This window comes from Venenivibrio stagnispumantis (assembly GCF_900182795.1).
In the GTDB taxonomy this organism is placed as follows: domain Bacteria; phylum Aquificota; class Aquificia; order Aquificales; family Hydrogenothermaceae; genus Venenivibrio; species Venenivibrio stagnispumantis.
This window is the reverse complement of the sequence record NZ_FXTX01000001.1, coordinates 1-14,465: the sequence shown is the minus strand read 5'-3', so window position 1 is coordinate 14,465 and position 14,465 is coordinate 1. Positions and strand designations below refer to the sequence as shown.

Sequence of the window (14,465 nt, the reverse complement as noted above, 5' to 3'; positions counted from 1 at the left end):
ATAAAAAGAGGGGATAGATATGATAAAAATAGATTATACAGATGTTATGGCAGATAGAATAGGAGAAAGAGATGGTATTTTAAGGGAAGAGCTTTTATCATTTAGATATTTTACCGTAGAAACCCATTCTTTAATTCAAAGAGAAAAAGATAACAGTTTTTATTTTGCTAAACTTCCTTATCAAGATATAACGGATATATTGGAAACTGCTAAACAAATAAGGGAAAATTTTGATTATTTTATTGTTATAGGAATAGGTGGTTCTTCCCTTGGAAATATAATGCTTCACGAGGCTTTAAATGATTTTAACTATAATGAAAACCATTTTCCTAAGTTTTATGTTCTTGATAATGTTGACCCGGAAAAATTTGGAGCAGTTATTGATAGAATTGATATAAAAAGAAGTTGCTTTAATGTTATAACAAAATCCGGTTCAACTGTTGAAACAATAGCCAATTTTTTAATAATACTTGATATTTTAAAAGAAGAGCTTGGAGAAAAATATAAAGAACATCTAATAATTACTACAGACCCTGAAAAAGGATTTTTAAGAAAATTTGCCAATGAAAATAATATAAAAAGTTTTTCAATTCCCGAAAATGTAGGTGGAAGATTTTCAGTTTTATCATCGGTAGGACTTTTATCTGCGGCTGTTTGTGGAATAGATATAGAGCAGATTTTAGAAGGAGCAAGAAAAATGGATTTAATCTGCTCTGTAGAAGAGCATATAGAACATAATCCGGCATATCTTATAGCCATTTTACATTATCTTGCAAATATTAGAAGAGGAAAATCTATATCAGTAATGATGCCTTATTCTGAAAGATTATCTTCTTTTGTTGATTGGTATAAACAACTTTGGGCAGAAAGCCTTGGGAAAGAAGGATTTGGACAAACACCGATAAAAGCAATCGGTGCAATAGACCAGCACTCTCAAATCCAATTATTTAGAGAAGGCCCAAGAGATAAAATCGTTACATTTATTCAGGTTGAAAAATTTAAAAGAGATTTTAAAATTCCTACCGATATACCGGAAGATTTGAATTATCTTGCAGGACATAGCTTATCAGAAATATTAAATAAAGAATTACTTGGAACAAAAGTAGCATTAACAAAAAGTAAAGTGCCTAACCTAACTATTGTTTTAGATGAGATAAATCCATATAATATTGGTATGCTTATATATCTTTATGAGATGGCAACGGCATTTTCCGGTTATCTATACAAAATAAACCCATTTGACCAGCCGGCAGTAGAAGAAGGAAAAAATTTCACTTATGCATTAATGGGTAGAAAAGGCTACGAGCAAAAATTAGAAGAGTTTAAATCAATTTATAAAGAAAAATATAAATTAGAGATTTCTTAATGGTGCTTATTTTCGGAAAAGGAAAAACCGGATTATCGGTAAAAGATTTTTTAGACAATAAAAATATACAGAATATCTTAATTGATGATAATGACAGCTATAACTTAAATAATATAGATTATATAGTAATCTCTCCCGGAGTTCCTTTTTCTCATAAAATTTATAAAGAAGCAAAAAAAAGAAAAATACCGGTATTTACAGATATAGAGCTTGGATATAAATATTTCAAAGGAGAAATAGTAGCAATAACCGGAACAGATGGAAAAACAACAACTACCACAATTATCTATAATATCTTAAAATCCCATTTTGAAAAAACATATATTGGCGGAAATTATGGTATTCCTTTTACTGATATTTTAAAAGAAACAGAAGACGGGATTGCAGTTTTAGAGCTATCTTCTTTTCAAATCTACTCAATAAAAGATTTTAGACCCAACATTGCCGTATTTTTAAATATATCAACAGACCATCTTGATTGGCATAAAAAATATAAACATTATCTATTATCAAAACTTAAAATATTCAAAAATCAACAAGAAAATGATTATGCAGTCCTAAATTTTAGTTATCAATTTTTAAGAGATTTAAATATTAAATCAAAAAAATTATTCTTTTCTTTAACACCATTACCAGAGGAATATAAAGGAATATATATAAAAGATAACTATTTTTGGATAAGAGCAGAAGATGAAATAAAATTATTCCCGATAGAAAAAGTTAAATTAAAGGGAAAACATAACTTAGAAAATGTAATGGCAGGATTGATAGTTGGATATATAAAAGGTGTGCCGATTGAAAAGATGGAAGAGGTTATACAAAATTTTAAACCCCTTGAGCATAGAATTGAGTATGTAGATACAATAAATGGAGTAGATTTTTACAATGATTCAAAGGCTACAACAGTTCAGGCAGTTTATAGAGCAGTAGAAAGCTTTAATAATAAAATAATCCTTATACTCGGTGGTATAAACAAAGGCGGAGATTTCTCTGCTTTGAAAAATTTTAAAGATAAAATAAAAAAAGTATTCATAATAGGAAAAAGCAAAGAAGAAATTAAAGATATGATAAAAGATTTTGCAGATTATTCATTGGAAGAAAGCCTGCAAGATGCAGTTTTAAAAGCTATGGAAATAGCAGAAAAAGGAGATACGATACTATTTTCTCCCGGATGTGCAAGTTTTGATATGTTTAAAAATTATGCAGATAGAGGAAACAAATTTAAAGATATAGTAAAAAGAGTAAAAGAAGAAAAAAATGAAACTTTATGAATTATTTAAGAAAAAAGTTTTTGATATAAATCCTACTCTTGATAGAATAAAAAACGCTTTATCTGAGCTAAATAATCCGGAAAAAAGTTATCAATCTATTATAATAACCGGAACAAATGGGAAAGGTTCTGTATCTAACTATTTAGAAGCCCTTTTTAGAAATTATGGCAAAAAAACCGGATTATTCACATCTCCCCATCTTGTAGAAGAAAATGAAAGATGGAAGATAAACGGCATTAATATAAAACAATATATTTTAGAAAATTATATAAATCAGATAAAACCATTAATTGAAAAATATAATCTTACATATTTTGAAGCCTGCACTCTGATTGCTTTTAAATATTTTCAAGATGAAAAAATAGATATAGCAATACTTGAAGTAGGTCTTGGTGGAAGATGGGATAGCACAAATGTTGTTTATCCGGAAGTTTCAGTAATAACAAATGTATCTTACGACCATACACATCTTTTAGGAGATACCCTTGAAAAAATAGCTTATGAAAAGCTCGGCATAGCAAGAAAAGATAGACCACTTATAATAGGAAGTGACCAAAAAGAAATTATAAATCAGGCTTATGAACTTGGAATAAAAAAGATATATCATCTAAAAAAAGATTTTGATTTTTCGGTAAAAGAAGAAGGTTTAATAGATTATTGGTTTAAAGATATTACAATAAAAGATATAAAAACAAAAATGCTTGGGAAAAGACAGGCAAATAATATATCTACTGCAATTACTGCATTTTTAACATATCTGAAAAAAGAAAATATATCTATCAATGAAGAAATTATTAAAAAAGCAATTTTTGATACTACTATACCGGCAAGAATGCAGATTTTAAAACAAAATCCATTAATAATATTAGATGGCGGACATAATCCGGATGGAATAGAAAAAACATTAAGCGAAATAAAAGAGATTTATCCTGAAAAAAATATATATGTTATTTTTTCTGCAATGAAAGATAAAGATTGGCAAAAAGAGATAGATATAATAAAAAGATATTCAAAAAATATAATCTTTTATCAAGCCAATATGGATAGAAGCCTGAAAATAGAAGATATAAAAGATAAAGTATATATCGCTTTTGAAGATTTAAAAGATATTGATAAATTTATAAAAGAAAATAATCAAGATAATAATCTTTTCCTCTTTATTGGCTCATTATATACTGCCGGAGAAGTTCTTAAATTTTATAGCTAAATTTTTAAAACTGGATATTTTTTATCTTTATCTACTATATGAATATCTTCAACTGCAAATTTATTTTCTTTTAGTAGATTATAGATATTTATTGCATCTTCTTTATTTAAAAATCCAAATACAAGCCCACAATGTGGATATATCTCTTTTGGAACCGGAAGAAGTATATATTTATTATTAACATTTTTTTCTTCTTTTAACCATTTATCTGCCCTTAATCCTTCTGCTACTGAAACAAATGTTAATAAATATTTTGGTTTCTTAGGTGGAAATAAATCTAAAAGATGTTTTATAAAATGTAATTTAACACCAAGAGATATGAATTTTATTTTATCTATAATATTTTCTCCTTTAAATCCTTTTCCTCTTTCTATAATAGCTACATAATATCCATTTTCTTCTTTAAATTCTAATAATTTATTTCCGGTTTCATACGCCCAAATCTCTATATCTTTTTTAAATGCTTTATCATCTGCCAAAATTTTTAATCTTTCACCAACCGGTATCTCTTTTAAATTTTTTGAAACAATGGTAAGCGGAAGAGGACAAAATAAACCTCTTGTATCAACTTCTTTCATATTTGCTCCAACTTAGTTTTAATATTAATTAAATATTATATCACCTGCTGTTTTTATAAATGAGAATTTTGACAGATTAATATTTAATCTTTACGGTTTTTAATTTAAAAAACTAAGATTTTTTAAATAACTAATCAAAATTTATAGACCTTATAGGTTCTGGTTGAGGTTTGGCAAAATAATACCCTTGAGCCAAATCAACACCTATCTCTCTTATCGTTGCAAATTCATTTGCAGTTTCTACTCCTTCTGCTAAAACCAAAATATCATGTTCTTTTGCAAGATTATACAGAGCTTTATATGTAGATTGTTTTAGTTTATTTGAGTCTATGTTTTGTATTATTTTTCTATCAACTTTTATAATGTCTGGTTTAATTTCTATAAGCATTATTAGACCAGAATAACCCTCTCCAACATCATCGAGGGCAACCATAAAACCTTCTTTTTTGTAATATTCAAGTATATATAAAAGATGTTTTTTATCTTCAACAGATTCAGTTTCAACAACTTCAAATACAATATTTTTAGGGTCAAATTCTAACTGATGTGCCCATTCAATTGTTGTTTTTAAACAAAATGCTGGGTCATATATGGCTGTTGGTAAAAAATTTATAAAAACTTTTTGTTTTATATTTTTAGCTGCAGTAGCTTTTAAAGCATTTTCTCTACATAATTTATCAAGCAAAAAATCTGAATCATTGCGTTTTGATTTTTTAAATAACTCATCTGGAAACATTATGGAACCATCTGATTTAATACCTCTAACAAGTGCCTCATATCCATATATACTTTTATCATTTACGTTAACAATTGGTTGAAAATAAAATGTAAATGAAGCATTTTCTAAAATATAAAAAAATTCCCTATCTTCAAAAGAATTAATATAATATTGTAAGCTTTTATCACATAAAAGAGATTTAAAATTAAATTTTTCGTTGTTATAGTAAATAACTACATGGATTGCATCGGCTAAAAGCTCTGGAAAATTTTCTTTAAATTTATCAAGATGCTGTTCAAAAAAATTAAATGCATTTTCTACATCAATAAAATATGCTCCATTATCCTCTTTTAAATAAATACCTAAATTTAAGAAAAACTGTTTTAGTTTAGCTTCAAGTTCATCAACTTCACCTACAAAATATATTCTTGCTGGCTTTGATTCAATTTTAGGAATATTACTACATTTAACACAACTCATATATCTTACCCCTAATCTTATTCTTTCAATCTATTTTAAATATAATTCTTGGAAAAAGTTTGTCAATAAGTAGTATAGTTCTCATACTATGGCTCCCATATAGGTAGGTTTTCATCATTTCCCCACTCATACCATCCACCGGTATATATTTTTAGATTATTAAAACCGATAGATTTTAAAGCTAAAAATACAAAAGAAGAGCGAACGCCTATGCTGCAAGAAATTATTATTTTTTTATCTTTTGTTATCTTTAATTCATCTAAGGTTTTGAATATTTTTTCTTTTGGTTTGAAAAAACTATCTTTTCCTTGGAAAAATTTCCAGTATATAAATTTTGCCCCAGGAATATGTCCTACTCTTTTAATTTCTTGAATAGGTTGTTTTCCTACATGTTCAAGAAAACTTCTAACATCTAATAAAACAGTATCTTCTGGTCTTTCTTTTACATATTTCAAAACTTCTTCTTTTGTAGCAACAACATTATATCTTGGATTTGGTTTAAAATCTGCTTTTTTAGGATTATAAAAAGTGGATGTAGTTTCATAACCGGCATTTTTCCATGCATTTAATCCACCATCAAGGATTTTTAAATTTGTTTCAGGCATACCCATTGAATATAAAACGAACCATACATAAGTAGCTGTGTAAGGTTTATCCGGATTTGTATAATAAATAATTACTTTGCTTTTATTTGATATTCCATTTTCTGAAAATAATTTTTTGGCTGTCTGTGGACATAAAGGAAGATATTTACATCTTTCTTTTTCTTTATTTTGTATTGCTATATCTTGAAGATAAAATGCATCAATATTTATAGAGTTTGGTATATGTTCTTTCTGATAATTTTCCTTTGAATCTGCAAAAATAAATATATAATCTTTAAAATTTTCCTTTGCTTCTTTTGCAGAAATTAAATAAGGATTTTCATCGGCAAAAGCATATAAAAATGCCAACAGAATAAAAATTATAAACTTAACCATAATTTAAATATAATCTACAATAAATTTTTTTAGATGATGTAAATCATTTATGGGTAAAGTTGTTCACCGGTTTCTGCATCATAAATAAAAATAGCTTTTACCGGACAAACCTCTGCTGCCCTAAATATATCCTCTTCTTCATCAACAGTTAGCTCTAAAACAACTTCCTGTCTTTTTTTATCAGCTACTTCTTCAAATAATTTATCTTTATCTTTATTTGGCTCTAAAATTACAGCTTTATGCCTTTTATCTAAAACAAGATATTTTGGAGCTTCTGGAACACATACTCCTATTCCTTCACATAAAGTTCTATCTACAACAACTTTTAATCTGCCCATCTTTATACCTCTTTGAATTTCATAATGATATAATTTTATCACCAAAAATAATTAGAGGTATGACGAAAATTAGGAATAAACTTTTTTTAGCATTAATAACTTTCGGATTTGCATTTGCCGGTGAAACTGATATAATTCAATCTAACTATCCTTTGCCTTATAATAACATATATGATATTTATGAAAAACATAAAGATATTCAGGAAATTAAGAAATTTTTAGATTACACAAATGATTTTTTAGATATTAAGATACAAAATAATAAAATCATAGCCACAAAAAAACCTATAATAAAAAAAATAGAAATATATGGAAATAAAGCTTTTTGGGATAATGAAATTCTTGCAGTATCCGGTATAAGGGAAAATCAATCAATAGACCCACAAATCTTGGAAAATTTACCCCAGAGAATAAAACAGTTTTATGCCGATAATGGATATCTTAAAGCAGATGTCCAGATACAAAAAGAAATAACAAGTGATGGGTATATATATATCAAAATAGTTATTGATGAAGGAAATCAAATAAAGATAAATGATTTTATAATAATTTCCGATATATCTTTATCCGATGAACAGATAAGCAAATATAAAAACAGATTGAAAAATCTATTTAAAGAAGAAAAAACTCTATTTTTCTTTTTACCGAAAAAAATAGCAAGATTACAGGAAATACAGGATAAAATAGATGATTTTTGCGATGAGATAAAAAAAGAAGGATATTATGAAGCATATTGCTTGCTTGATGGATTTGATATAAAGAAAGACAAAGCAGATATTAAAGTTGCAATAAATTTTGGGACTAAATATATAGTTAGATTTTATGGGAATCAAAATTTCAGCAAAGAACAGCTTGAAAAATTTATAAATTTTCAGGATACAGGAATTACATATTACTGGCTTAGAGATTTTGCAAACAGGATTGAAAATTTTTATAAAGAGAATGGATATATAGATGCAAATATAAAACTTGAAACAGAGGAAGAAAATGGAACTACTTATCTTAATTACTACATAATAGAAGGTGAAAAATATCAAATAGATAAGGTTAATGTATATTCAGATAAAGAAGCAACAAAAAATTATATTATTGAAAAAATCAAAGATAAAAATCTTGGAGAAATTTATAGATTCTTAGAAAATTTAAAAGAAAAATATATTAAAAATGGTTATCTAAATGCAGATTTTAACTTACAACAAAAAATATCTGATTTAGAAAAAAAGATAGATTTAGATATATCTTTCAATGTAGGTAAACAGTATATTTTAGGAGAGGTTAAGTTTGAAGGATATCCTTACAAACAAAAGATGAAATTACCTGCTGTTTATAATCCGGAATATATTTTATCAATTCAAGATAATTTTAAAAGATTTATGAAAGACAAAGGATATTTAGATGCAGATGTTTTACTTGATGTCCAGTTTGAAGAAAAAGAAGATAAAATGTATGCAAAAGCTATAATGAATGCGATACCCGGAAATATTTATGAGAACGGAGATGTTTTTGTTTATGGAAGTTATTATATGAAGCCATCTCCAATTTTATGGCAAGTTTCAAAAGAAAAATATTTTAATAAAGAAGATTTTGATACAGAAGTAGAGCAGATTTATAACTCAAGATTGTTTGATTTTGTTAATCCGGTTTTAGATACAGAAGATAAAAAAATAAACAAAATATATATAATACATGATGATAAAAGGGGATATTTTCAAGGTAGTGTTGGATATAATACAGACCAGCAGTTTAAAGCTTCAATTTCAACAACTTTGAAAAATTTATTTAATTATGGTTTTATTTCTTCCCTTTATTTAGAAAGGTCAAATTTTCAAACAAATTACAGATTAGCTTTTGGTAATACACTTTTACCTTATAAATTAACCGGCTTTGTATCCGGATTTAAATCAACTCAAACCCATAGGTATTACGATATAGATTTCAAAGGATATGATTTAACATTAACCAGAAGAGTAAATAAATGGGTTACAAACATTTTATTCTTAGAGTATAAAAATAATGATTTATCGGATAAAGCTACAACAAAAAGTTCTTTTAATACATTAAAAGCATCTCTCACAATTATAGATGACCATAGGGATAATAAATTTGATGCTAAATCCGGATATTATATTTCAGGAAAATTGGAAAAAGAGTTTAAAGATATTGATTTTTATAAAATAGAATTATCCGGAAGATATTATATTTCCTTTCTTGATGATTATATAACCTTTTCCCAAAGATTTCAAACCGGCTATATATATAAAAGTATAGAAAAATTACCATTATCAGAAAGATATTATCTTGGTGGTATCTCTTCTATGAGAGGATTTGCTTTTGAAGAACTTGCCGGTAAAGAAAAGATAGGCGGTAAATCATTTAATCTAATAAACAATGATTTAAGATTCCTTATTTATCCAAAATATAATCTTTATGGTTTGGTTTTTGCTGATTTTGGACAGGTTTATTCAAAAAAATATGAATTTTCTTTTAGAAAAACAGCAGGAGTAGGTGTTTATATACCTACACCGGTAGGTGCCTTAATTTTTGATATTGCCAAAAAACTTGATAAAAAACCAGATGAAAGTAATTACAGAATAGAATTTAGCATAGGAACATCTTTTTAAGTGTTAAATATAAATGTTATAATAATTCAAAATCAAATTTGGAGGTTTTGTTTAATTGATTTGGTTTACAGAATATCAAACAAAAAATACAGGTCTTACAGTAAGAGTGAAAGAAGCAAAAAGATTTAATTCCCAGTATCAAGAGATTTTACTACTTGATACTTATGAATACGGTAAAATGCTTGTTTTAGATGGTGCAGTCCAGACAACAGAAAGAGATGAATTTATTTACCATGAAATGCTTGCACATCCGGCATTAATAAAACATCCAAATCCTGAAAGAATTTTAGTAATAGGTGGCGGAGATGGTGGAACTGTTAGAGAAGTTTTAAAACATCAATCTGTAAAAGAAGTTCATCTTTGTGAAATTGATGGTGAAGTTATAAAAGTATCTAAGGAATATCTACCAACAATATCAAATATGCTTGATAATGAAAAAGTAAAAATATTTGTAGAAGATGGAAACAAATTTTTAGATGAGAGAAAAGGATATTATGATGTAATATTACTTGATTTATCTGACCCTGTCGGACCGGCAGAAGCCTTATTTAGAAGAGCTTTTTATCAAAAAGTAAAAAATGCTTTAAAAGAAGGTGGAATTTTAACAGCCCAAACCGAATCTCCATTCTTACAAACAGAATATTTTAAATCGGCAGTATTAGAGATAAAAGAAGTGTTTAAAAATGTAGGAACATATCTTGCATTTATACCTACTTATCCTGCCGGAATGTGGAGCTTTACAATGGCAAGTGATGATATTGATATTTTTGAAAATTCTAATATGGAAAGAATAGATAAATTGAATACAAAATATTTTTGTGATAAAATATATATTTCCTTGTTTAGTTTACCAAAATTTGTGTCTGAATTAATAACTTAAAGGAGAGGTGATAAATTGGCAAGAGAAGTGTTAAACAATATTGCCCAAAGAGCTTCAGAGAAAACCGGTATTAAACTTTACGGAAGAAGTGTAGAAAGGGTTATTGCTGGCCTTTTAACAACTACTGATTTTTGGAAAGTGGTAGATTTAGCAGACCAACCTGTTCCGGCAACTGCTGAAATAGTTAGACAACTTGTGGCAGAGAGCCTTGCAAAAATAGAAAATGATGAAATTTATCTTACAGAAAAAGGATTACAACTTGTTAAAGATTTAAAAATACCACCGGCAGTAGATTATAGCTGTAAAGCCTGCGAAGGAAGAGGTATTCCTTTTTATGCAAATCTTGATTGGTATCATACATTTTTACAGGTTACAAAAGATAGACCAAAAGCAATTCAAGAATATGACCAAGGAAGTGTAACACCGGAAACTACTGTATCAAGAGTTTTATTCCTTGATTCCAGAGAAGATTTAAGAGATAGAGATATTTTGGTTATGGGTGCAGAAGATGATTTGACCGGTTTAGCAGTAGCTTTAACAAGATTACCAAGAAGAGTTTTAGTTTTAGATATAGATGAGCGTTCAATAGATTTTGATAATAGAATATTTAAAGAGCTTGGAATAGATAACGCAGAAGCTATAAGATTTGATTTGAGAAATCCTTTCCCTGAAGAATGGCTTAAATCTTTTGATGTATTTATAACAGATCCACCTGAAACTTTAAAAGCATTTAAAGCCTTTATAGCAAGAGGAATAGCTTCTTTAAAATCAGAAGGAAGCGTTGGATATTTCGGCTTAACACTTAGAGATTCTTCTATAACAAGATGGCATCAATTCCAAAAAGCTTTAATCAATGATTATGGAATGGTTATAACTGATATAATTCAAGATTTTAATGCTTATATGAACTGGGATTATCACGCAGAAACTAAAGCACAGGAAGTAGCTCCGGTAAATAAAGTGCCTACCGATATATGGTATAGGTCTGCATGGGTAAGAATGGAAGCTTTACCGGGATTTAAAGGTGAAAATGTCCAGATAACAGATGAAGTATTTAGAGAATTATACTTAGACGAAGAAGGCTCAACAACATAAAATCAATAAAAAGGGGTAATCCCCCCTTTCCACTTAAACTTATCTTAATTTGTCTTATTTTTCATAGAGATTTAAACCTTTATTCATATCAACAGATATTCCAAGAGCTTTTATCAAAAAACAACTATTATATGTTAAGCAATACCAAAACCGAACTTATAGAGAAATGATAAACTGGGGAATTAAAACATTCTCTTCAAAAGGATAAACTATTATTAATTTTCGGTATTGTTATAAATTAATGTTTCTATTGATACAGCAATTATTATAGAAGCTAAAAATCTTAAAAGATAAAAATTGCACATAAAATATGCACATAATAATTGGAATATCACAAAATCAGTGCAATCTTTTTTTATCCATCAAACATAATTTAAGCTAAGTATATAATAAAATTAGATTTTTAACATCCGGCATAATTCTTGCTTTATAGTAAAAGAATAGTTTTAATAGGAGGAAAGAATGAAAAAGTTATTTTATACTACATTTACAATGCTCTTTCCTATTTTGGCTTTTGCAGAAGAAGCTCCAAAAATTGATACAGGTAATACTGCATGGATGATTGTAGCAACAACATTAGTTATGCTTATGACACCTGCCGGATTGGCTTTATTTTATGGAGGTATGACCAGAAGTAAAAACATTCTTAATACAATTGGAATGAGTTTTCTTGCTTACTGTATAACATCTGTTGTTTGGGTTTTATGGGGTTATACATTGGCTTTTGGAACAGATATATCCGGTTTAATAGGTAGTTTAGAACATATATTTTTAGTTGGAATATCTCTTAAAGATGTATGGTCTACCGGAAATATTCCTACCTTGTTGTTTGTTATGTTTCAGCTTACATTTGCAGCTATAACTGTAGCTCTTATAAGTGGTTCTGTTATAGAAAGAATGAAATTTTCAACATGGTTAATAATTGTTATATTATGGATAACCTTAGTATATGCTCCAATAGCTCACTGGATATGGGGAGGAGGATTTTTATCTAAACTTGGTGTGCTTGATTTTGCCGGTGGAACAGTTATAGAAACTAATTCAGGTATTGCAGGATTAGTAATGGCTTTACTCCTTGGTAAAAGGTTAGATTATGGCAAAAAGGCTATACTTCCTTCATCTGTAGTTTTAACAACTGTTGGAGCTATTTTATTATGGTTTGGATGGTTTGGATTTAATGCAGGGAGTGAATTATCTGCTGATGGTATAGCTGTTTCTGCATTCTTAGTAACAAATACAGCTGCTGCCTTTGGTGCTATTTCATGGATGTTAACTGAGTGGATTATATTTAAAAAACCAACTATGCTTGGTGCTGCTTCTGGAGTTGTTGCAGGTTTAGTTGCTATAACACCGGCTGCAGGCTTTATTGATTTAGCAGGTAGTATTATAATTGGAATCGTTGCAGGTTTAATTGGATTTGTTGGTATATATTGGGTTAAAAAACGTTTTGGATATGATGATTCTTTAGATGTTTTTGGAGTTCATGGTCTAAATGGAATATGGGGAACTATTGCTACCGGAATCTTTGCAAATCCTTTAATAAATCCTGCAGGAACAGGGCTATTGTATGGAAATCCAAAACAAATTTTAATACAACTATTAGCAGTATTAGTTACTATCGTATATACTGCATTTATGACATTTATAGTTTATTTTATTGCTTCATTCTTAACTAAAGGTGCAAGGGTAGATAAAGAATCTGAAATAAAAGGATTAGATGAAGCAATCCATGGAGAAAGAGGATTTGAATTATAATATTTTTAAGGAGGTAAAAAGCTATGAAAAAATTATTATTTTCAACAATCTTTTTAATAGGTGTTGCAAATGCAGGAACAATTAATGTAGCAAATTCAGATTTAAATTTTGCAGGGGCAGTAACTACCGGTTATTTTGCTTCCACTAATACCGGTAGTAATAATCACGACTCGTTTAAAGTATCAAATTTCCTATTAAATCTATCTTCTGATGCAAAAGAGGGAAGCATCGGATTTAATGCAGCTTTTGGAACAATACTTCTTCCTACTATATTAGATGGTGGACTTGTTGATAATAAAGCTATTTTAAACAAAGATTTTGGAATAATTTATGGTTATGCATCATATATTCCTATAAAGGATTTAGAAATAGATGCCGGTGGTGTCAACAGTTGCCAAAAAACATAGTTAAACATTGACAACCGCTGACTTTCGGGAACTCCCCTTAGATTTTGTCCTTCTTTTTGAAGAACCTTTCAGAGAAATCCCCAACGGCACCACTGAGCCGTCTTCCCTACCTGCTTTTAGCAAGTAGGACAGGTAAATGAAAAACTGATTAAATACTGCATTTACATCTGCATTTACTTTATACCCACAACATTGACACCCAAATAATGCAGTAGAACCATTCGGCGAAAACCTTTCACCGATAGCCCCACATTTACTGCATCTTTGTGATGTGTATTGTGGATATATATCATCTACTACATATCCTTTCTCTAATCCTTTTTCTTTTACTTTATCTATTATTCTGCTTTTTAACCAATAGTTTAGTTTTCTGTTTAACTTCTTGCTTTTATCTTTATTTGCCCTTAATCCTTTTAATTTCTCAAATACTACTATTTTTTCACTATCCACTTTCCACTCTTCACTATTCACTATCTTGTCTATCTCTTTTGCCACTTTCAATGCTATTTCTCTGTTTAAGTTGTTTATTTTTCTCCATAAGTATTTGTTATCTTCTTTGTTTGGTTTCCTACCGGTTAATCTTTGTTTTATTCTTATTAAATGCAGTAGATAATCCCTTTTGTATGTTAATCTCGTTATCTCTCCATTTATAAATGTTATTTCCTTTAACTTGCTTTGTTTATTCTTCCAATCTATCTCATTTACTGATATTGTTGCTAAATTTCTTTGTATGTTTAAATCTACATTAACTATATATTTTGGTTTCTTT

The 14,465-nt window shown here is 28.4% G+C and carries 13 protein-coding genes; 8 read left to right on the top strand and 5 right to left on the bottom strand.

Features of this window, described 5'->3' with window-relative positions; all coding sequences use genetic code 11:
- Nucleotides 1-19: 19 nt before the first annotated feature.
- Genes QOR43_RS00065 through QOR43_RS00055 form a run of 3 tightly spaced genes read left to right on the top strand, consistent with a single transcriptional unit; the run spans nt 20 to nt 3,844 of the window.
- A complete protein-coding gene (locus QOR43_RS00065; protein WP_265133702.1) occupies nt 20-1,366 on the top strand; it encodes a glucose-6-phosphate isomerase in 1,347 nt (448 codons plus the stop codon).
- Nucleotides 1,366-2,637: a UDP-N-acetylmuramoyl-L-alanine--D-glutamate ligase gene (gene murD, locus QOR43_RS00060; protein WP_265133701.1), complete on the top strand. Its 1,272-nt coding sequence runs from the start codon at nt 1,366-1,368 to the stop codon at nt 2,635-2,637. Before QOR43_RS00065 ends, murD begins: the two co-directional genes overlap by 1 nt.
- Nucleotides 2,624-3,844: a bifunctional folylpolyglutamate synthase/dihydrofolate synthase gene (locus QOR43_RS00055; protein ID WP_265133699.1), complete on the top strand. Its 1,221-nt coding sequence runs from the start codon at nt 2,624-2,626 to the stop codon at nt 3,842-3,844. The genes murD and QOR43_RS00055 overlap by 14 nt, the downstream gene beginning before the upstream one ends.
- Here QOR43_RS00055 and QOR43_RS00050 read toward each other — a convergent pair.
- The 4 genes from QOR43_RS00050 to QOR43_RS00035 all read right to left on the bottom strand — a co-directional run bounded on the left by QOR43_RS00050 (nt 3,841) and on the right by QOR43_RS00035 (nt 6,938).
- A complete protein-coding gene (locus QOR43_RS00050; RefSeq protein ID WP_265133698.1) occupies nt 3,841-4,422 on the bottom strand; it encodes a sulfurtransferase TusA family protein in 582 nt (193 codons plus the stop codon). The genes QOR43_RS00055 and QOR43_RS00050 overlap by 4 nt on opposite strands.
- Nucleotides 4,423-4,552: 130 nt before the next feature.
- Complete coding sequence (locus QOR43_RS00045; protein WP_265133697.1) at nt 4,553-5,620, bottom strand: EAL domain-containing protein; 1,068 nt, start codon at nt 5,618-5,620, stop codon at nt 4,553-4,555.
- An 86-nt stretch (nt 5,621-5,706) separates the two neighbouring features.
- A complete protein-coding gene (locus QOR43_RS00040; RefSeq protein ID WP_265133696.1) occupies nt 5,707-6,600 on the bottom strand; it encodes a sulfurtransferase in 894 nt (297 codons plus the stop codon).
- A gap of 47 nt (nt 6,601-6,647) precedes the next feature.
- Nucleotides 6,648-6,938 carry a ferredoxin gene (locus QOR43_RS00035; protein ID WP_265133695.1) on the bottom strand — a complete coding sequence of 97 codons (291 nt, stop codon included), beginning with the start codon at nt 6,936-6,938 and terminating at the stop codon, nt 6,648-6,650.
- 59 nt (nt 6,939-6,997) lie between these two features.
- On the opposite strand from QOR43_RS00035, the gene QOR43_RS00030 reads away from it, so the two are divergent.
- From QOR43_RS00030 to QOR43_RS00010, 5 genes are all read left to right on the top strand, one after another.
- Complete coding sequence (locus tag QOR43_RS00030; RefSeq protein ID WP_265133694.1) at nt 6,998-9,559, top strand: BamA/TamA family outer membrane protein; 2,562 nt, start codon at nt 6,998-7,000, stop codon at nt 9,557-9,559.
- A 55-nt stretch (nt 9,560-9,614) separates the two neighbouring features.
- Complete coding sequence (gene speE / locus QOR43_RS00025) at nt 9,615-10,439, top strand: polyamine aminopropyltransferase (protein ID WP_265133693.1); 825 nt, start codon at nt 9,615-9,617, stop codon at nt 10,437-10,439.
- Nucleotides 10,440-10,454: 15 nt separating this feature from the next.
- On the top strand, nt 10,455-11,534 hold the full coding sequence (locus QOR43_RS00020) for a bis-aminopropyl spermidine synthase family protein (RefSeq protein ID WP_265133692.1): 1,080 nt from the start codon (nt 10,455-10,457) through the stop codon (nt 11,532-11,534).
- Nucleotides 11,535-11,996: 462 nt separating this feature from the next.
- The gene (locus QOR43_RS00015) at nt 11,997-13,289 is read left to right on the top strand and encodes an ammonium transporter (protein WP_265133691.1); all 1,293 of its coding nucleotides are present in this window, start codon (nt 11,997-11,999) and stop codon (nt 13,287-13,289) included.
- Between the two features lie 23 nt (nt 13,290-13,312).
- Nucleotides 13,313-13,696 (top strand): hypothetical protein, encoded by a 384-nt coding sequence (locus tag QOR43_RS00010; protein WP_265133690.1) that lies wholly within the window; start codon nt 13,313-13,315, stop codon nt 13,694-13,696.
- Here QOR43_RS00010 and QOR43_RS00005 read toward each other — a convergent pair.
- Nucleotides 13,697-14,465, bottom strand: a 769-nt coding sequence (locus tag QOR43_RS00005; protein WP_283571389.1) for a zinc ribbon domain-containing protein, incomplete at its 5' end; no start/stop codon positions are given.

Coding starts and splice junctions, on each gene's coding strand:
- QOR43_RS00045 (WP_265133697.1), bottom strand. CDS start 5,620: ATGAGTTGTGTTAAATGTAGTAATATTCCTAAAATTGAATCAAAGCCA.
- QOR43_RS00010 (WP_265133690.1), top strand. CDS start 13,313: ATGAAAAAATTATTATTTTCAACAATCTTTTTAATAGGTGTTGCAAAT.
- QOR43_RS00065 (WP_265133702.1), top strand. CDS start 20: ATGATAAAAATAGATTATACAGATGTTATGGCAGATAGAATAGGAGAA.
- QOR43_RS00030 (WP_265133694.1), top strand. CDS start 6,998: ATGACGAAAATTAGGAATAAACTTTTTTTAGCATTAATAACTTTCGGA.
- QOR43_RS00040 (WP_265133696.1), bottom strand. CDS start 6,600: ATGGTTAAGTTTATAATTTTTATTCTGTTGGCATTTTTATATGCTTTT.
- murD (WP_265133701.1), top strand. CDS start 1,366: ATGGTGCTTATTTTCGGAAAAGGAAAAACCGGATTATCGGTAAAAGAT.
- QOR43_RS00035 (WP_265133695.1), bottom strand. CDS start 6,938: ATGGGCAGATTAAAAGTTGTTGTAGATAGAACTTTATGTGAAGGAATA.
- QOR43_RS00015 (WP_265133691.1), top strand. CDS start 11,997: ATGAAAAAGTTATTTTATACTACATTTACAATGCTCTTTCCTATTTTG.
- QOR43_RS00050 (WP_265133698.1), bottom strand. CDS start 4,422: ATGAAAGAAGTTGATACAAGAGGTTTATTTTGTCCTCTTCCGCTTACC.
- QOR43_RS00055 (WP_265133699.1), top strand. CDS start 2,624: ATGAAACTTTATGAATTATTTAAGAAAAAAGTTTTTGATATAAATCCT.